Source organism: Chitinophaga sancti (assembly GCF_034424315.1).
Classification (GTDB): domain Bacteria; phylum Bacteroidota; class Bacteroidia; order Chitinophagales; family Chitinophagaceae; genus Chitinophaga; species Chitinophaga sancti.
Map to the genome: position 1 here is coordinate 1701575 of NZ_CP139972.1, position 21396 is coordinate 1722970.

The window sequence follows — 21396 nt, forward strand, 5'->3', positions numbered from 1 at the left end:
TCCAAATATCTGTTGTCAAACTGTGGTAGTTGCTGTCTTTTTCTTATACATCGCATACCAGCCCAAACCGCTGGCTTTTCCGCCGGAGTCGGGGTTTCCGAAAAGGTAAAACAGTGTAGAGCCGTTTGGGGGAACTTTCAGCATACCGAGGAACTTCAGGGCAATTTCGGTAAACATAAGGAGGAATGAATTCTGCGAAGTATTGTAGGCGAGCCGGATCTGGCCTATTGATAGTTTCATTACGTTTTGCAGGCTGATTAATTTGGCGCCGCCACCGGTACCTGGCAATGATATACCTATGGAGGCTTTATAGTTAGCACCTTCTTTGCTATGAGGTGACCATGCGATTAAGAGGTATGAATCCAGGCTTATCTTTCCAGCCAATTCGCCAGGAGTGCCCATATTCAGTTTAAAGCGCAGGCCATACCAGCTCCCGGTGCTTACATCCGACAATGCAATGTCTGGTATTACTGCGAGGTAGCCTTTATCACTAAGCGTAGTGAGTGGCTCGGCAATTACCAGGCCCTGTAGATCCAGCGCGAAATTCAAAAAGATGCTGTTATTCCTCGCCTTACTGTGACTGGTGTCAAAGCTGATCTGAGAAGCATCCAGCACCATTGCTTTTGATGAAGGATCGGATCCGGGATAAGTCATTAAAATTCCCAGGTTATTGAACCTGAGTCCCTGGTTGGGATTATCTTCACCGGGGTTATTACCAAAAGAAAATATATCAAATGCAGGAACAGTATCTTCATTGCCGATCAGGTAATAATCTATAAAACCGCTCATCGCAAACCAGGACCTCATATTTCCATCATTGTCTGTATTAAGCGTGCTGAGAACAACGTTTGAGATCTGGATTTTATGAATAATGTTGTTATCAAAATAGAAGGAGTTATCACCCTGGCTGGAGATATTATAGATCGTCTGGTTGTCAGTGATCTGGAGGCTTCCCTTTAGTAACACATTGTGGTATACGTTATCCGGAACACTCATACCGGAAACCTCCATTTTGAGCAGCTCGTTAACTGTTAGTTGGCTAAGACTTTCAAAGCTCCGCACCGATGTATTTTCAAAAAGTACTTTCAGTGTCAGCAGGCGGAAATCGTAGGTAGTGGCGGTGACTGGCGCGATTGCCTTGTCCGTGCCATCATCAACAAAATCAGGATCCAGGTAATAGATCAGACCAAATATTGTACTGACATTATCCAAAGCTGCATTAGCACCATTTTTTACTACAGGGCTAATTTCCACAGCAAGATGGTGAGCATTGAATGCATTGGGCTCAGTAACCCCTGCCATGATACCGGTAAGGTTATCTGGCAGTCTGCTGATATCCATGCGTAAGAACAATATACCGGTCCAGTTTTCATCCCGGGCAATGGAATTGAACTTTGAATAGTATTTATTATCACCGTTCAAATTTGCCTGCTTAAAATAATTTTGCAGCCATTGAGAAAGTATTACCAGCTGATCATTATCCGGAGGTGTAATGGTACCGTCGTCCATTGTATTGCTGGGTGAAGCAAAGGTTTCTTTCTGTGTCCATTTAGAGGGGTTAGCCACCAGGCTGTCAATTACATTAGCAGGATCATATAGTTTTCCTTTTTTAGCCTTGATCAGCATCACGTTCCTGTAGTCATTATACTTGTTCTGTTGTCCCACGTTTGCGGTCATTTCCCAATTACCAATGCTCATGGTATTTAAAAACGCCGCCTGACCGGGAGTGTTGCCATTCGGCTGGCCAAGGTAATCAGCGTTGGCCACTACCAGCATCAGATCTCCTGTTTGGAGCGCTTCAACAAGGGGTGGTTCAGGATTTAAAAACTTTAGAAAGAATTCTTTACCGGCATCAGTATTTTGTCCCAGTAATACTTCATTCCATTGCATTTGGGCGCCGGAAGAAGTAAGCGTTACCAGTAAGCCGGAAGGTGTAGTGGATGTTTGTGATATTTCATTTTCCAATCTATTGGAAGCAGCCAATAAAGATTGCGAGGTGGAAAGTTGACCCACATATTTTCTGCGGGTAGGGCTTACCAGCTGGTTTTCAAAAGTCTCGATCTGATCCTGTGAAAAAGAGTTAATACCATCTCCACTGATAACTCCGTTATAAGGCACAATCGGGAAAGTGACGCTATCATCCGCAACAAATAAAAAGCCGGGAGTTTTATGCCCGAACAGGTCAGAGTACTGTGGAGAAATAACTTCATCGTTACCAAAGAGCGATGACCCTTTAGGTTGCGCCACATAATAAATAGAATTTCCAGGGGTGGAGATAAAAGTTGCCCATGAGGTGTAAAAAGTGTTATCGAGTAAAGGTGCATTAGCTACCTGTGGTGTTTTTACAGGAGACGCTGCATCGAAAGGGAATTTAGGCGCGAAAGCAGGTTGATTGGAAAGGAAGCGGATTTTATCACCATCTTCCTTATCAGATTTTGGTGTTATGCTAAAGAACTCGGTTCCCTGCAATCCTCCAATCAGGTATTGGGTGCCGGTGCCGCCGGCGTTCATTTCGATGGTAAAGTCGCCTTCGGGAGTGACGAGGAATCTTTGTGTAGTGGAGGAAGTGGCTTCTCCTGCAGCGAAGACCAGCCGGGCAGGCAAGCAATCAACACCAGTTATCTGCGGTAACAGGTTAATAGCGGCGCCAAAAACAGTTCTAAAAAAGGATGCCAGTCTAGTCGTATTCCCATCAATGTTGGTACCAGTAAAATTGAACCAGGTACGTCTGCTTGCATAACTACCGCTGATGGTGCAGGCACCTATTCTGCAGGGATCATATGCAGTGTTAAATACATCAGTAGGATCAATACTTGTTTTAAATTGAATGAGGTCAGTAGCGCCCTTAGTAGTATCGGCCAGCGGGATCCATTCGGAGATTACATCGCGATCATTTGTTGCCATGGGGTACAAAAACTGAAAGCCCCACTGAAAGTCATCATACAATGATTGCCGTTGTATATAAATAGTGAACTGAATAGTTCCTCTTAATGGGCCGGAGAATGAAATATTCCCGATAACCGGCGGACGCGATTGCGGGGCAGAAGGGCCGGAAAATCCGATAGTATTATTGTTTAGTGAGCCGTTGAGCTGGAGCACAGTATCATCTGTCCAGGAAAGAAGCATCCCGTTGGCGATGGTGAGTGACAGGCTGGTAGTAAGCGTTGCCTGTAAACCACTGCTCACCGCCGTGCCGTCGCTATTGATGCCCATTAGCGGAGCAGTAGCAGCGTTAATATTGCTATTATCCTGGAGCCATATAAAAGCGCGGGAGGCCCCGGCACGAAACAATACATTGTAAATATTGGTTACAAACACTTTTGCATTGGCAGCATCTGTAATGACAGGTGGTACAGCGGCAAAAACGAAACTACCGGAATATACTGTACTGGCCAGTGCTTCCTTCAATTCTATTGTATCAACATCGGGGTTGATGCCTGCTGGTATTACAAATGCAATAAAGCCAACATCGTTCCCTTCAGTATCTAAAAGATATAACTGGTCGATCAATTGTTTTCTGAATAAAGCCATGACGCTTAGATTTCATTTGATGATAGAGAAGATGATGGGAAATAAAAATCCTCCTGGCCTTCGCCAGTAAAATTTATTTATCCTGTACAGTATATTGGTAGTGAAGAAATGCCTTGTTCACGGGGCTGTTAGCATGAACAAGGCATATGAAATATGTTAATTAGTAAAGCTTGTAGCACAAGCAGCTGCGCGTTGTGTGCTGACACCAGCTGCATTATACCCGCTCATGAAAATTGCGATAGTATAGGTAGTACCTCTGCCAATACTCACATTATTAAATGCAGCTCTTCCTGAAGAAGAATCTGGTGAAATTGGGATAGAAGCCAGGGGTGCAGTGCTATAGAAAGAAGGATTAGCCCCTTTCCAAATAGCAGCCCATGCACCATTTGTTTGAGGCAAGAGGCCATCTGGCAGGTCAAACTGGAAAGATACAGAAGTGGTGCCGACATTAATTCCTGAAATAGAAGGGGTAAAAATAGTGCCCACACCTTCGCCGGAGGATGCTGCCGGAATAAATGCAGAGGAACAAACATTACCATACTTCTGTATGTTGCCGGTTGCATTAAGAACCTGGCCAACAGCATAACCAACAATGTAGCTATTGTTAGTTACATTCAAGCCGGTAAAGGACGCAGAACCAGATTGTGTGTTTGAAGGAATCGGGAATGTTTTCAAGGGTTCTGTGTTCCATGGAATGGCGTTGGAATTTTGCCAGATAGCGATGAAATTGCCATAAGTATTAGGTTGATTTCCTGGCATTGTGTTAAAATCTACATCAATTTCATCCGCAGAAACAAAAGAAATGTTGAGCGTTGTGGTAAGAGAATTGGCAGCGGCGGCTGCTACAAGCACTTTCTGTGCTTCATCTGTTTGTGTTTCCATCGTGTAAATTTTTGGTTTTAAAAAGGAGGATTTCTTGATTTTATGAGGTAGTGGTAGAGGTGCTGAAATTAAGTATGGCTGCGGCCATTGGGTTTTCTTTTCCCATAAAGTAAATGAGCGTATAATTGGTGTTAATGCCCAATGGAACGTTATTGATGCCTATGCTACCTTCGTTTGCATTACTGTCGATATCTACAGTTGCCAGTGGGGCACCGGCGCTGTAAGGTGATGCAAAGCCTTTCCATAGACCAATCCAGTTGTTATATTTCATAGGCTGGTATCCGCCCAGCGTTTGATAATGAATAGAAAGAGAATTAATGCCGATGTAATTGAGGCTAATAGACGTTTGTGTAGGTGCTGCCAATAGCCCGCCAATAGAAATAACACTGCTGCAGCATATATTTGAGATATCGGGCCCCACACTATAGCCGACAATATAGGCACTTCTTGTAATGGTAACCCCGCTAATTGTCATCGAGCCCTGTTCATTGTTTTGCCCTATTTCAGCCATCGCCAGAGGTGGAACTGTCCATGGAATCATGGAGGCTTCCCAGATGGCAACAAAATTCTTATAGGTCTGAGGCTGGTTGCCTGGCAAGCCTTTATAGTTTACAGTAACAGTATCTCCATCATAATAAACAATAGCAACACTACAGGAGTAAAGAGTTGTATTATCCAACTCAACCAATAATCGTTGGGATGCAGGACTAGCAACAGCCGCTTTTTTAATCAAAATCACATCTGGTTGGGGCTCATCATTTTTCATTCGTACTTTAGTTAGGTTAGGTATCTCTTAATAAATAATTATAGGTATCTCGTAATAAATAATTAGCTGTGGTTCCAATTTGATTAGATAGCAGGAATTTAGGGCGTATGAAATCGTCACAAGAGATTAGTTGACATAAATTCAGGAATGGCATTGCAACCATATATTGAATCTATTTAACATTATAAAACTCTTGTCTGATTAAATTGAATAAGGTAATCCTGAAAATGTTTGTTAATTCTATATTTGCGTGTCTTTTCCACACTCTTATTTTGGGCGTTTGCTTACGATTGACTGTTGTGATCTTTTAAATTTTTCATAAATGGTGAACTATTTCAGACAAGTTTGCAATTCAACCAGCCATGTGATTCTGCTATGGGGGGAATGCTGCATGTTTGAAATATGTATTCTTTTAACAACGCGGATGATGATTTGTTTATGAGAAGGGCATTTATTTTTTTGCTGCCAAAGCTTCAAAAGCAAAAAACATATATTTGTATGGAAGTTGGGCTATTCATTTAAAATCGAAATAAAGAGTTTCACCAGTAAATTATGAATAAAAACAGAGGGCCAATTATACCAAAGGTAAAATTCTCCCTATCTAATCCGGGAACCGGGCGCTGAGTATTCCTATTGATCAAATTCTCAATGCCTTCAATTTACCTTTGATATAACCGCTATTCACAATAACCGAAAAAAGCCAAAGCACTCCTACTCTATTCTCTGATGCTTGTATTGTCTTCCAGGCATAGGCGGGCAATTTCATCCTTCCGTTTAAAGCTAACCCCATTATGTTGCTTCATATAAGTAAACAACTCTTTGGTCGCCTGTACCATTTGAGGAGTGCCCCCGATCCGATCGTGAAAACTAATAGACATCTGCCTGCGGGTATTTTCGGCTTCCTCATATAACTGATCAAATTCCATCTTCACCTGGTTTACGAATTGATCAGTCGAAAAATTCTTCCCCTCAATTAATAGAATATCATTACACCGGATTGTGTAAGGAACAGTGACAAAATCCTTCCCGTTTACTTGTTGGATAAATGGTTCATCACGGCTCAAATCGTCAATATGATATAAAAATCCCAGTTCCTGCAAGATCTTCAAGGTATTTTCACCCCGGCGAAGCCAGTTCGCATTATAACCGATAGCTGTAAACCCTGTTACCTGCTTAATGGCATCTACTCCGTCTTTGATGAATTTCTTCTCGTCTTCATAAGACATGGTATATTGAGTTGACCAGTTCATACCATGGGCTGCAGCCTCATGCCCCCGCTCAACAATTTCTTTCGCAAGCTTTGGGTTTTTAAGCACGGCACTACCTACCATATGAGATGTTATTTTGACACCTAATTTGCCCCAGTTATCCAACATGCGGGGAATTCCTTCTTTATACCCGTATTGATACCAGGTTGCTGATGGCAGATCCTTATAACCTTTCTGCATATTTTGAGGAAATGGACTTTCCGCATTTTCAGGTTGTCCACCAGCTTCGAACTGCATAGAAACCGAAATCACTAACCGGGAACCATCAGACCATTTTGACTTCCTGGCTTGAGGTGCAGCAGCTGTATCTGTTGTGGGTGTTGCTACAGCAGAAAATGGAACAGGGCCAGCCAGCAAACCTGCGGCTGTTATTAATCCGCCTTGACGGATAAATGATCTTCTACTACTCATAATTTTATTAATTGTGCATGAAACGATCAAGAGAAATATTATTGCTGGCTATAAACTGCAACAACAAAATAAGTACAAGGGCATGGAGCATCTGGGAAGGAAGGGCTTCCCAGTTTTCAATCAGACAAGTACCAAACATTAACAATAGCATCAGGATAATTCCCGCCAGCACAGCTTTACCGGAAAACAAGCCCAGCATCAATAGTATACCTATTATGAATTCCGCTATTGGTAAAGTATAACTAAAGGGCATCACCAGCCTTTGAGGCAACATAGATTTTGCAAACGTACCAGTCATCCATTGGCTAAATCCCGCAAGTTTGGGTAGCCTGACTAATCCGTGTCCAAAAAGGCTTACTCCAGCCACCAGGCGTAACATGAGATAAGATAAATCAGTCATAATGTAATTTTGATACAAAATTTCACTAAACCCAGCTCTTAAACAAGGATATATACAGGAAAATGTTGTATAATTGCAGGTGTGGAAACAAAGAATTTATATACTGCCTACGAACTCGAATTATTAGAAACTTACCATTACAACGCCAGGGCACATAAAAATACCTTTTTCGAAATGGTATTTGTGCTGGATGGAACCGGGATCCAAATCATCAATGAGCATCAACTTCCATATGCACCTGATAAGTTGTTTCTCATCTTTCCGCAGGATCAACATAGTTTTCAAGTGGATACTTTCAGCCGCTTTTTCTTTATCCGGTTTAGCAACGACTACTTAAAGCTACAAACGAGTCAAAACATTAAGGACCTGGAGTATATTTTCAATAGTTATAATCACCTGCCTGGATGCATACTAAAAACCGTTACAGATAAACCTTTCATCAGGGCCACCGTGGATGCATTGATCAGGGAAAAAGAAAACCAGTCTCCTCACCAGGAGCAGATCATCCAACAACTTATTAATACTATTATCACATTTGCAGCCCGTAATCTCACCTTACAGGAAACAGGAGTTTTCAATGGAAATATAACCAACGTAATGCCGGTGATTAATTATCTGCACCAGTTTATATTTCAACCTGAGAAATTGAAAATTGAACAAATCGCGGCAAAATTTAACTTATCGCCGAATTATATCGGGGAGTATTTTAAAAAACATACTGGCGAAAGCCTGCAACAATATATTACCCTGTATAAAATAAAATTAATTGAGAGCCGCCTGCGGCTTACTGATATGAGAATTAATGAAATTGCATTCGAATTTGGGTTTACGGATCAAAGCCATTTGAACAGGATATTTAAAAAGTATAAGGGTGTGGTACCTTCCGTATATCGTAGAGATAGTAATCAACCTCATCCTGAGCACTGGTAGGGGTTATCGTAAGGGAAATCCTCCTTCAAAAATGCATTTTAAAATTGTATGCGCCTTATTTGAGGTGCATTCGGCGGGGAAAACAGTCTCCAGTTTTAATTTTCCCATCGGAATTTATGGATAAGATTTGTTATCGCTAACCAGGTAACGATATTGATCCGGAGATAACACTATTGATGCAAGACAAACGAACAAAGGCAAGCCGTATTTTTTAAAAAGAAGGTCTGAGAAGCCTGGAAAGCACTATCGTATTACGTACTATCTGGTTCGTTTCTTATCTTTTTTAGGGCGTCAAGGTCTATAATGGTAATATCCCCAATACTCCATTTTAGGAATCCAAATTTATTTTTGAGTATCTCAACCTTTTAATGAGCTTTCATGTTAGAAATGTGCATGTGGCTACATTATTCGTCCATGAATATAATGAGCCTATTAACCTGAATCACTAAATGCTTAATTTAATGAAAAAAAAATTATTATTTGCAGCCCTAACCTGCGCATTTGCCAGCTTTGCTATTGATACTAAAGCCCAGGAAACAGCACAGGCCACCGCAACGGCTACAATTGTGACGCCTATAAGCATTACAAAAGACGTTGATATGAATTTTGGTAATGTAGCAGTCCGATCCACTGCAGGAGGAACGGTAGTATTGACACCTGCAGGTGTCAGAACATCTACCGGAGGAGTGACATTGCCTACCGATGCTGGTACAGTAGCAGCCGCGTCCTTCACTGTTACCGGCGTTGATGGTTATTCCTACAGTATCACATTGCCTACTTCTGCTGTCACTCTCACAAGTGGAGCAAACACCATGACTGCAACAACCTTTACCAGCGATCCATCCGGAACAGGTACCTTAACAGGTGGCACTCAGACGTTGAATGTCGGAGCTACGCTCAATGTGGCAGCCGCACAGCCTGCAGGTACTTATGTTTCAGGGGCGTTTGATGTTACCGTTAATTATAACTGATTTTATTGTAAATGCCATATCCTACTGTAAGATTAACAAAACTGTTATGTCCAGGCATGCAATCCTGTATGCCTGGTACATGACAAATTCACTTGTTGGTACTTCTGGTTCCTATATTATGCGAACGACTATATCCAATGGAAAAATTTTCCTGTGTTATTTTTTTCAATTTTTGACCTCCGCTACAGGTTATCTTTTTTTATCATCATTAGGTGCATATGCGCAAGGTAATCTGCTGGTAACTCCAATGCGAATGATCTTTGAAGGAAGGGAAAAGATGCAGGAGCTAAGTCTTGCGAATACTGGTAGTGATACAGCGCGCTACCTCATCTCATTTATCGAGATTAGAATGAATGAGAATGGTACCTCTGAAAAGATTAACGAGCCTGACTCAGGCCAAAAGTTTGCAAGCCCTTTTATTCGTTTTTTCCCACGCAGTGTTGTGCTGCCGCCAAACGATGCCCAGCTTGTTAAGCTCCAATTGATTAATACCAGTCAGCTTGATAGTGGTGAATATCGTTCGCATCTTTACCTGCGAGCCGAACTACAAAAAACTCCACTTGGTGAGGAGACGGAGCAGAAAGATTCGGGGAATCTTTCTGTTAAGCTGACACCGGTTTTCGGATTGTCTATTCCTATTATTATACGTGTAGGTACACAAACCGGGAAGGTCGATATTGCTGATCTTTCCATCGGCAAATACAACGGTGCTCCCCTTCTAAATATTGAGTTTGAACGTCAGGGAAATACATCTGTTTATGGAGATGTTAAAGTGGAATATGTATCGGCCCAGGGTAAAGCCACCCAGGTAGGATTGGTAAGGGGAGTGGCAGTATACACGCCTAACCGCTCACGTCAGCTTAAAATTCCATTGGTTCAAAAGCCTGGCATTAGTTACAACAGTGGGAAGCTTGTAGTGGATTACAGTATAACCATACAGGGCAGGAGTAAAACTTTTGCAAAGCGGGAATTACAGCTCAAATAAAAAAGAAAGAATGAAATAAATCGACAGGAATGCATATTGCATCAATTACATCTAAATGAAAACAAACGGTAATAACATTTTCCGCGTTATTATTTTGTCGTTACTGCTATTAACACCCCTTTTAAGTTTAGGTCAGACAAGCTGGAGAGGCACTGTCAGCACGGCATGGAGCAATGCGTCCAACTGGACAGCAGGTGTTCCGAATGCGACAACAAATGCTATTATTGGAGATGCCAGTTTTACTGGCACTTTCCAGCCTACGATCAGTTCGAATGCGACAGTTAACAGTCTCACCATAAGCAGTACAAACTCCCCGGTTTTAAGTGTTAACAAGAATCTGACAATATCAGGAAATCTTATCATTAATGCAGGTGGATCCATTACACAAAGAGGTGTTACTGTGACAGTAAAAGGGAACTGGACCAATAGTGGATCTTATACAACCACCCAGAATAACGCACGTGTGAATTTTGCGGGGGCGACGCAATCCATTAACGGAGGAACCACCACTTTCCGGAGACTGGGAATTGGCGTTGGTAGTGTGGTCACTTTCAACACAAACGTGAGCGTATCTAACGCACTTACTGTAAGTGGAACATTCATTCCTGCGGAAAACGCCACACCGTACCTCGTTTCCGGTGGCGGTACCCTGCTCGTGGATGCAACCGGTATTCTGAATGTAACTGCATCTACTTTTGCAGCCAATTATTCATTAACCCCTACCTTAAATGCAGGTTCTGTCGTAGTATATAGTGCAACAACAGCCAATCAGACTGTACGTTCCGATCTTTCCTATTCTACTTTACGCATAAGTGGTGCATCTACCGTAAAGTCTCTGATTGCAAATTTAAACGCATTAGTTTCTTCGACATCAGCTGCCGGCAGGATAGAAGTATTGACTGGTACGCTTGACCTGGCCACATTTACAGCTAACAGAGGTACGACAGTAGCTGGTGGTGACTTAGTTGTGTCCTCCGGAGCAAGCCTCCGGCTTAGTGGGGCCAATTTCCCTGCAAATTATGGTACGAGGGAATTACAGCTGGGTAGTACGGTCGAATATTATGGAGATGCCACGCAGGTAGTGTCTGCTCAGACTTATGGCAACTTAATTCTGTCCGGCACCACAGGAACGGTTGTAAAAACCCTTCCTGCTACTGCCTTCACAATTGAAGGGAACCTGACAAGTTCTCTCGGAACGGCATCTTCATTAAGCTTTACTGCCGGCGCTAATATAACCATAAACGGGAGTGTCAATATAGGAACCGGCACGACCTTTAATGGAGGTAGTTTTACCATCATCGTCTCGGACAGCTGGACTGTGGCAGGAACATTTACCGGCGCTACCAGTACCGTTCAAATGTCAGGAGGAGGTACAGCCATCCATGGAACGGGTACGCATAATTTCAATAACCTGACAATTGCAGCATTCAATATAACGGCTGACGCAAACGCCAGTATCACGATAGGTGGCAACCTCGCGACTATTGAACCGGGCACATTTACACATCTGACCGGAGGGACACTCACCATGTCCGGTGCATCCAAATCTATTACAGGTACAAATATAGTTTTTGACAACCTTGTGATCACCGGTAGCATCTCAGCTGCCAACGTATTTGAGGTGAAAGGAAACCTAACCGTTTCTGGAACTTTTAATGGAACAAATGGTGAACAGAAACTGACCGGAACATCCAAAACAATATCAGGCGCAGGTACTGCTACCTTTGGTACATTAACCACTAGCGGAACGATCACGACTGCCATTTCCTTTACCATCAATACATCTCTTAATGTCAGTGGGTCCTTCAGCGCTACAGCCGGTACTATTACTTTCACCGGTACAAGTATCCTGAACGGTACTGCTAACCTCTATAATATAACGATCAATGGCACTTCTTTACAACTTTCTTCCAACTCAGTGATGGGTGTTGCCAATGCTTTCACTATTAGCAGCGGAACTTTTGATGTAACATCTACTACCCCCAACACTGTAAATTACAATGGTTCCCTGACCCAGACTGTAACTGCGGGCACCTATTATAATCTGATTATTTCCAACACGGGAGTCAAAAGCGCCGGCGGTGCTATCACTGCCAATGGTAGTTTCAGTATCCTTACCGGCAGCACCTTTAATGCACTCACATTTACACATACTATTGTTGGTGACCTGAGCAACAGCGGAACCTTTACCGCAGGATCCAGTAATATTACTTTTTCCGGCACGTCTAATTCCGCTATTACTGGCGCAACTACATTTAACAACCTTACTGTCAACAAAGGAAGTGCAAATACCGATGTAAATGCCCTTAATGATATTAGTGCACTAATTGTAAATATGACATCCGGAAGAATAATTACGGGAACAAATACCCTCACTATTACAAACACCCGGAATGGTAATGGGATCATCTTAGGCAATATCAGGCGGCAGCATGCTTTTACCAGTGGAACAGCCTATGCATTTGAAGGACCGGATAACACCATTACCATGAATGGCACGTTATCCCTTACAGCAATTACTGTTTCAGTAACATTGGGAGCTATTAGTGACTTCCCTTCAGGGGCTAGCATAAACCGTGAGTACACGATTGCGAAGACCGGAACTTTCACATTGACCGGTGCTACTATAAGATTACATTATGAAGACGGGGAATTAAATGGTAACAATGAATCCAGTATGAGCCTTTGGGTGAACCCGGGAAGCCAATGGATTACCACAGGCAAAACGGCAAACAGTACTACTTCCAATTATGTGGAAGACAGTAATTTTCCTGATATAGACGGCCGGTTTACTTTATCTGACAATGCCAGTGTTTACCGCTGGAACGGCTCTGTGAGCAATAACTGGGCTACTGCCGGGAACTGGACAACTGATCTAGGGTCGGCTACTATCCCACCGGGCGTAAATGATATTGTGCAGATTGGTATCGTTTCTTTTACTAATCAACCAGTCATCAATACAAGCGTCAATGTAAAAAACGTTGTATTGGGCAGTCTTCAGCCTGTTAGTATCACGCTTGCCACCGGTGGAAGTTTAACTATTCAGGGTAACCTGCAGGGTATCTGGGCGGGTAATGCCAGTCATACCATTACAATGAACAACCAGAATCTGACCGTCAATGGCGATATATCTATGGGTGATGGCACCAGCGGACATAACATCAATATTAGCTCAGGTACAGGATCCCTCACGGTTGGAGGCGACCTGACCCAAACCACTGGGGCTACATTAGGCTTTACCAGTGCAGGGGTGCTTTCTATCGGCGGAGATTACAATTATGTAAGCGGAACATTTTCTCCCGGAACATCTACCGTGATTTATAATGGAAGTACCACACAAATAGTGGCGGGTCTAACTTATAATAACCTGACCGTCCAAAAAGCTTCCGGTACGGCTGTTGATACGGGGCGGATTACTATTAACGGGGATCTTTCTGTAGCATCCGGTGAGTTTAATCAAAGCAATGTTGCGACCGTTGCCGGAAATGTAAGCATCCAATCCGGCGCCATCCTCACCGTACAAAATACGACTATGGATGTCGGCGGTAACTGGACCAACAGTGGAACGTTTTCCTCTACGGGTAGTACAGTTAATTTTACAGGTGCTGCAGCACAAAACATATCCGCATCGGGTTTTAACAATCTTAACATCAACAAAACATCAGGTGTAGCAACGCTGACAGGTAACCTGCTCCTTAGTGGAAATCTCACCATTAGTTCCGGATCACTGAACCTGGTTACATTTTCTGTGAGCCGTGCGGCCCTTGGAGGCACCATGTCGCTGGCTTCAGGTACCACTTTGCTGGTAGGAGGTGCTGCCAACTTCCCTGCAAATTATTCGGTATATTCAATAAATAGCGCCAGTACCGTTCATTATAATGGCACCGTGGCACAATCAGTGTCCGGACAGAATTATGGAAATCTCATTTTTAGTAATGGCGGAGGATCCGCAAAAGTACTGGCCGGGCTTACAACTGTAAACGGCGATATTACCATTAACAGCGGTGCTACCTTAAATGGCGGAACTTTTCCCTTAAGCCTGTATGGTAATTGGATTAACAGTGGAACATTTACGCCTTCGACCAACACTGTTACACTTAATGGAACTGGAAAAACTATTACGGGCACCACGACTTTTAACCGGGTCACTGTCTCTGGCAGCTATACGGTGAATGGTAGTGATATTACTTACAACGGCTTGTTAAATGTCACTTCCACTGGTACTTTTAATGCTGGCGGTGGGTTAGCTACAATAAATGGCGATCTTACTAACAGTGGTTCATTAACCAGCACCGGAACCACGACATTTACCGGCACCAGTTTGCAAACCATCCGCATTCTGAATAGTCTGGTGTCCAATTCCAATGGTATCATCAACTTCAACGGGAATGTATCTCCTGTGTTAAACTCCACCAGTTCCCCCTCATTTGCTACGGCGAATATTAACAATACTGCCGGCGTAACAGCCAGTGTGGGATGGAATGTATTTGTGGCATTTAATGTCAGCAGTGGTGCGACCTTTAACGGAGGAGGCAGCACTCATAATATATTTGGCAGCTTCACAAATAACGGTACTGTTACCAGTAGCGGAAAATTGAACTTTACACCTTCTACACCCCAAACCATTAATTTGTCAGGCACCGGTTTTACCAGCACTGGTACCGTCTTGTTCGGTGGTACGGGAGCCATCACGGTCACAGGCACGCCTACAGCATTAAATACAGTAACTATTTCCAATAGCGCAGGCGTTAGCCCGGCTGCAAACTGGACGCTGAATACAGATTTCCAGATCACAAGTACAGGTATTTTTAATGCAGGTAGCAATACCTATAGTGTGGCAGGAACTGTGGAAAGCAACGGCACACTGAATGGAGGAACCTCCACTTTTAACCTGAGCGCTGCAGCTGGTCATATAATCGGGAGCCCCAATACCACCTTCTATGACTTGAACATTACAGGTGCTATCACCGCAGAGTCGGATTTTAATGTAAGCCATAATTTCAATAATAATGGTACTTCCTCTTCTTTCACAGCCTCTCCTGGAACACTGGTCATGACGGGTACAGGAGCTTCGGTAATTTCCGGTACACCTACATCTTTTGCGCTGGCTCAGTTACAGATATTAAAAGACCCGTCGGCAACAGTTACAGTTTCCAAATCCCTGACCAGTGTTTCCTCAATAGATATTACCACCGGCACGCTCGACATCGGAAGCACTACTATCACCCAGGACGTAGGGAACCTGGCCATTGAGGATAATGCCCGGTTGATTATCAGGGGAAATAACACCTTACCGGTTTTTACAACTTATAACCTCGATACATTGAGTTATGTTGAATATGGAGGCCTTACCCAATCTATTTCCAATGCAACAGCGTATGGGAATCTTACCATTTCTACAGCTGGTAGTAAGACAGCAACCACCATTCTGAAAGTGCTGAATGACTTTACATTAACGAACGGTACTTTTGTACCAGGCAGTTTTGCCGATACAATCGGGGGCCACTGGACCATGACAAGTGGCACCTTTACCGCCACCGGCTCTACAATGGTGTTTGCAGGCACGGGAACACAACAGATCAATTCAACAGGTGCCTTTCAAAATCTTACGGTCAATAAAACAACTGGCTTTGTAAATCTTGCCTCTGATAATACCATCAATGGTGTCCTTAATTTTATTCGTGGAAATATCCGGACGGGTACTAACAAGGTAATTATACCGCTGGCAGCATCCGTGACGAATGCGGGGCAGGTGACAGGGTGGGTATTTGGTTATGAGCAAAAACAGGTTACCATAGCTTCTTTAAGTAAAACATTTGAAATAGGCGATAGTCTGAGTTATTCGCCGGCCAGCACCGTATTTACTACGGTATCGGTCGGCGGCACCATAACGGCGAGAGCAGCAACCCCCGATCATCCTAATATCGCCACCTCCGGACTTGATCCTAATAAAAGTGTAAACCGGTATTGGGAATTCACCAACTCAGGTATCACCTTTACAACCACTTCAGTAACGCTTAACTGGGTAGCAACCGATGTTGATCCGGGAGTAGTGACCGCGAATCTGAAAGTAGCCAGTTATAACGGAAGTACATGGACACCTGCTGCTCTAAGCACACCATCTTCCACTTCCATCACAACTACAGGACTAAGCAGTTTGGGAACCTATGCTGTGGGCGAACTGATAACAACCTATAACTGGACAGGTGCCACCAGCACCAATTGGTTCACGAATGGCAATTGGTCCACCGGGCTTCCTCCAACTACTGCTAATGATGTAGTTGTACCCTCCGGGCTGACTAATTACCCGGTTGTGAGTGGTAACACAGCATCCACAAAAAACCTGTCTATACAATCAGGAGGGTCAGTGACAGTGACCAACGGCCTGCTAAGAATAAGCGGAACAATCACCAACAGCGGCTCGCTGCTTAGCACTGCAGGTAGTATAGAGATGAATGGTACTTCCGCGCAGGCCATTTCAGCAGGCGTCTTCAGTACCAACACTGTTCTTAATCTTACAATAAACAATACTTCTGGTGTGACACTTGGCGGCACATTCAAAGTTACCGGCATTCTGAAAGTAACCAGCGGGCAATTAAATACAGGTGGTTATCTTACCCTGGTCTCTACCGCAGCTGGTACAGCGTTGATAGATGGCACGGGTGCAGGCCAGGTATCCGGCAATGTAACCATGCAGCGTTACCTGTCTTCGAGCTTTGGATACCGGTATTTCAGTTCTCCGTTCCAAGCGGCAACAGTTAATGAGTTTGCCAATGAAGTTGACCTGAACGCGACCTATCCTGTTTTATATCGTTACCTGGAAAACAAGGCCTCTTCCGGCTGGACAAAATATACAACTTCCTCGGGGGTACTGAATCCACTGGAGGGATATGCTGTCAATATGGGGGCATCCACCACTCCAATAACAGTAGATATGACAGGAGCAGTGAACAATCAAACGATCAGTGCCACATTATTTAACAATAACCAACCATATACATTGGGCTTCAATCTGGTGGGGAATCCTTATCCATCACCGATCGACTGGGATATAACTGGTGGGTGGACCCGCAATAATATCGATAACGCTATTTATTACTTTAATGCAGGAGCAACAGACCGGTATACGGGCACGTATAGCTCTTATATTAATGGCATATCCAGTGATGGAACTGCTAACAACATTATTCCGGCTATGCAGGGCTTCTTTGTGCATGTAAGTAACGGAACATATCCGGTATCCGGCACCTTGGCTGTAAACAACAATGCACGCGTCAATAATATTTCTCCTTCCTTCCACAAAGAACGACCAAACCCGGCCCCACTGTTACGCCTCAGTGCAGGATTTACCGAAGAAGGGCTGGAGGCAGATCCATTAGTGATTTATTTGGATGCAGCCGCAACTAAAAGTTTCGATCAGGAGATGGATGCATTGAAGATCATGAACACCGACCCGCTTGTACCGAATCTTTTTATCCCATCTCCTGGTGGAGGAGATTTATCAATCTGTGCATGGCCTGCGGACAATAAGGACACTATTCCCCTGGGGCTTATTACAGAGCGGGCAGGTATGATAGTATTTCATATGGTGAATATGGATCGAATACCTGCAGACAGGCACTTCTTTTTATATGATGCTATAACCGGTGCTATCGGCGAGGTGAATGAGCAGTTACAGTTTCGGGTTTATTTATCTCCCGGTCATTTTAAAAACCGGTTCTACCTGGTGGCAGATGCGAAAGATGGACCTCCTGCGACAGGTTCAAGCGCTATCTTTCAGGCCTATAATACGCATGGAGAGTTGTACGGCTTTTTTGATAAAGTACCTGGTGAACATTGCAGAATTGCTGTCACAAATATACTGGGGCAGACTATTCTCCAAAAAGATTTTTCCGGAAATGGGCACCATTTACTTGGATCAAATTTAACCAATGGAATTTATATCGTTAGTTTTTATACACAGCAACAAACAGTTGCAAAAAAAGTATTTTTCTATAAATGAAAAGAATAAGATGGAATTACCTGGTTAGCGAAATTCAAAAATTTATTTCTGGCATTAACGGCAGTATTTGTCTTATCATAATATTTATTCTGGGCAGTTATAATTGTGCAATGGCGCAGGAACCACCTCCGAGGCCAATATCAGTTTATGTTAATCCCGCCCAGGGGCTAATCTTTGGAGCCTTTTTCACCGGTAGTTCCGGCGGAACGATAACTGTTTATGCAGATGGCTCCAGAACAGTAAGTGGTAGCGTCATCCAGGCGAACCTGGGTTTCCCTTTTTCTCCAGCCATTTTTGAAGTGGAAGCAAACCAGGGAACGCTAGTTTCTATTCTTAATGGCCCCAATGTGACACTTAACGGAAGTAGTGGAGGTACACTCACCCTTCAGCTTGGGCCGGCGAACACCACGAGTCCATTTATTGTCAACACAACACCCCCTGCCCGTATGCAGATAAGAATAGGAGGAACACTGATTGTAGGCAACCAGTCAGCGAACCCTGTAGGGTCATACAGTGGAACTTTTAACGTCACTTTTATACAGGAATAAACAGTAATGAATAGTATAAGGCATATAAAAAAAATTTTCCCTGCAGCATTTATGATGTTTTCCTTATGCTATTCCCTGTTGGCTAAGGGCAAAAATGGACCGGACAAAGAAGAACCTCCAGCTTATGAAACATCAATATTTCTTGTGGTGCAGGGCATAGGGGGTACTGAAATACCTGCGCTGGTAAATGGCGATACAGCCTATCTTTCAGTCTCGGACCTTTTTGATTTTCTGAAGATAAAAAACACCCTATCTCCTTCCGGCGATTCTCTCACTGGCTTTTTTATACAGGAGAAAGATACCTACCTGATAGACAGGGCAAAACGCCAGATACATTACCGTGACCAGGTATTCCCTTTACGTAAGGATGTTTTGCTGCGTTCAGGTACAACCCTTTACATGAGACTTGACTATTTCAGCAAAGTATTCGGGCTTACCTCCAAATTTACCTTCCGTAATTTATCTGTTCGTATGACTACCAAGGCCGAGCTTCCTGCGATAAGAGAGCTCCGTTTACAGTTGATGCGACAGAATCTAAGTAACCTGAGAGGTGAGACCAAAGCAGATACTTTCATTGGGCCCAGCAATTCCCTCTTCCGTTTGGGTATGATGGACTGGTCAGTAATAGCTAATCAGCGCACACCCGGCGCCACCAGTACCTGGGTAAACCTTGGATTCGGCGGTACGATTGCCGGCGGCGATGCTATGGTATCGCTCAATTATAATAATTTTGCACAGCAGATGACCGAAGATATAAAAGGGGAAAAGGAGATCAGACCATTTGACCAGCGCCAACAGTACTACCGTTGGCGGCATGTAAACAACGATCAGCCTCTTCTCCGGCAAGTGATCGCAGGTAAGATCTTTACCGGATCTGTCTCTTCAATTTTCGCCCCTGTTGTAGGTGTACAACTCACCAACACTCCTTCCACGTACCGGCGTTCTTTCGGATCCTATACCATCAGCAATACGACTGAGCCAGGATGGACAGTAGAACTATATGTAAACGATGCTCTTATAGACTATACAATTGCGGATGCTTCAGGCTTTTATACCTTCCAGGTTCCGCTTGTATATGGAAGTTCTCAGGTACGTCTGCGTTTTTATGGTCCCTGGGGTGAAGAACGGATTCTTGAAGAAAGCATCAGTATACCATTTAATTTTCTTCCAAAGAAAGAGTTTGAATACACTTCCAGTTCAGGTTTTGTTGAAGATAGCCTGCATAGCTTCTTTTCACGTACACATGCTTTTTATGGCCTGACCAGGCATATAACAATCGGTTCGGGTGTGGAGTACCTATCATCGTTGCCTGCAAACAAAAGCATGCCTTTTGCGACAGCATCCATCCGGATGACCAGTAATCTTTTGTTCAGCGGAGAATACACACACAATGTGAGAACCCGTGGTATGATAAGTTATCGGACTCCATCCAACTTTCAGCTGGATGCGCAATATACAAGGTATAAAAAAGGTCAGAAAGCCATTATTTACAATTTCCGTGAAGAGCGAAAAGTGATGATTTCAAAACCTGTTTTAGCCAGGCGCTTTTCAATGTTTACACGGTTCACATTTAATCAGCTTATTTCACCGGGAGCTAACTATACAACCACGGAACTGCTGCTTTCCGGATCGATCCGCAGGGTAGGCACAAGCTTTACTACCTATGCAGTTTTTGCAGGACAGGATAAACCTTTTATTTACAGTGACCTGGGTGTAAAATTCCGTGTACCAGGACAGGTAATGGTCATGCCCGAAGTACAATATGCCTATACTACAAGTAAGTTGTTGTCCGCACGCTGCGAAGTGGGGAAATACGTATGGCGAAATGGATACCTGAATATTTTGTACGAGAAAAACTTCAGGAGCCAGATCAATAATTTTCAGATTGGTTTCCGCTACGATTTTTCATTTGGTAACATTGGTCTTTCGGCCACCAGGGGAAATAATATGACCACCTTGGTTGAATCGGCCAGAGGTAGCGTCATCTATGACACGCAATCCGGATATGCGGCCATGTCTAACCGCAGTATGATAGGCACCGGTGGTTTAGAGATACGAGCGTTCCTTGATGTAAACGGGAATGGGCGACACGATAAAACCGAACCCTGCGTTCAGGGATTGCGTGTATCTGTAAATGGAGGACGTATCATACAACATATGAATGATACAAGTATTGGAATTACAGATATGGAAGCATATTCACGACAGCGTATAGACCTTAGCCGAAGCAGTTTTGAAAATATATCCTGGCGGATAAGCAAACCTATTATCAGTGTTTTTATTGAACCTAACCAAATAAAGCTCGTTGAAATACCTGTTATAGTCGTAGGTGAAGCTTCCGGCCATGTGCTGCTGAAAAATGATGGCGAACCCGAAGGCCTGGGTCGTATCAAGGTGAATTTTTACCGGGCAGATGAGAGTCTTGTAGCCACAACAATGACAGAAACCGATGGTTTCTTCAGCTATATAGGGCTAGCGCCAGGAACTTATACCGTCAGGATAGATCCTGGTCAATTAAGGACGCTGGGAGTAGAATCAACGCCCAGGGCTTTAACCATAACCATTCGCGTGAGCAATGATGGTGAGGTGGTTGAAAATCTGAAATTTATCCTGGAAAAAGTGGGAGATTCTGCCAGTTATTTCAATAAGAAATAGAGGAAAAATTACATTGAGAATTAATGCAAATGAACACTCTCATTAGC

Annotated in this window: 11 protein-coding genes; 6 read left to right on the forward strand and 5 right to left on the reverse strand. The window is 43.5% G+C overall.

Annotated features, from left to right (window positions below):
- Positions 1–15: 15 nt before the first annotated feature.
- The 5 genes from U0033_RS06345 to U0033_RS06365 all read right to left on the reverse strand — a co-directional run bounded on the left by U0033_RS06345 (position 16) and on the right by U0033_RS06365 (position 7258).
- Entirely contained in the window at positions 16–3531 is a 3516-nt protein-coding gene (locus U0033_RS06345) for a hypothetical protein (RefSeq protein ID WP_072363351.1), read from the reverse strand.
- A 156-nt stretch (positions 3532–3687) separates the two neighbouring features.
- Complete coding sequence (locus U0033_RS06350; RefSeq protein WP_072363352.1) at positions 3688–4413, reverse strand: hypothetical protein; 726 nt, start codon at positions 4411–4413, stop codon at positions 3688–3690.
- Between the two features lie 40 nt (positions 4414–4453).
- Entirely contained in the window at positions 4454–5179 is a 726-nt protein-coding gene (locus tag U0033_RS06355; protein ID WP_072363353.1) for a hypothetical protein, read from the reverse strand.
- Positions 5180–5895: 716 nt separating this feature from the next.
- The gene (locus tag U0033_RS06360; protein WP_072363354.1) at positions 5896–6858 is read right to left on the reverse strand and encodes a polysaccharide deacetylase family protein; all 963 of its coding nucleotides are present in this window, start codon (positions 6856–6858) and stop codon (positions 5896–5898) included.
- A gap of 7 nt (positions 6859–6865) precedes the next feature.
- Positions 6866–7258, reverse strand: coding sequence for a DoxX family membrane protein (locus tag U0033_RS06365; RefSeq protein WP_072363355.1), 393 nt, complete (start codon positions 7256–7258; stop codon positions 6866–6868).
- 81 nt (positions 7259–7339) lie between these two features.
- On the opposite strand from U0033_RS06365, the gene U0033_RS06370 reads away from it, so the two are divergent.
- The 6 genes from U0033_RS06370 to U0033_RS06395 all read left to right on the forward strand — a co-directional run bounded on the left by U0033_RS06370 (position 7340) and on the right by U0033_RS06395 (position 21349).
- Positions 7340–8188 carry an AraC family transcriptional regulator gene (locus U0033_RS06370; protein ID WP_072363356.1) on the forward strand — a complete coding sequence of 283 codons (849 nt, stop codon included), beginning with the start codon at positions 7340–7342 and terminating at the stop codon, positions 8186–8188.
- Positions 8189–8649: 461 nt separating this feature from the next.
- On the forward strand, positions 8650–9159 hold the full coding sequence (locus U0033_RS06375) for a DUF4402 domain-containing protein (RefSeq protein WP_072363357.1): 510 nt from the start codon (positions 8650–8652) through the stop codon (positions 9157–9159).
- Between the two features lie 46 nt (positions 9160–9205).
- Positions 9206–10144 (forward strand): fimbrial biogenesis chaperone, encoded by a 939-nt coding sequence (locus tag U0033_RS06380; RefSeq protein ID WP_143150814.1) that lies wholly within the window; start codon positions 9206–9208, stop codon positions 10142–10144.
- Positions 10145–10199: 55 nt separating this feature from the next.
- The gene (locus U0033_RS06385) at positions 10200–18146 is read left to right on the forward strand and encodes a T9SS type A sorting domain-containing protein (RefSeq protein WP_143150815.1); all 7947 of its coding nucleotides are present in this window, start codon (positions 10200–10202) and stop codon (positions 18144–18146) included.
- A gap of 110 nt (positions 18147–18256) precedes the next feature.
- Positions 18257–18694 carry a DUF4402 domain-containing protein gene (locus U0033_RS06390; RefSeq protein WP_177318662.1) on the forward strand — a complete coding sequence of 146 codons (438 nt, stop codon included), beginning with the start codon at positions 18257–18259 and terminating at the stop codon, positions 18692–18694.
- A gap of 51 nt (positions 18695–18745) precedes the next feature.
- Positions 18746–21349 carry a hypothetical protein gene (locus U0033_RS06395; RefSeq protein ID WP_072363470.1) on the forward strand — a complete coding sequence of 868 codons (2604 nt, stop codon included), beginning with the start codon at positions 18746–18748 and terminating at the stop codon, positions 21347–21349.
- Positions 21350–21396 lie beyond the last annotated feature (47 nt).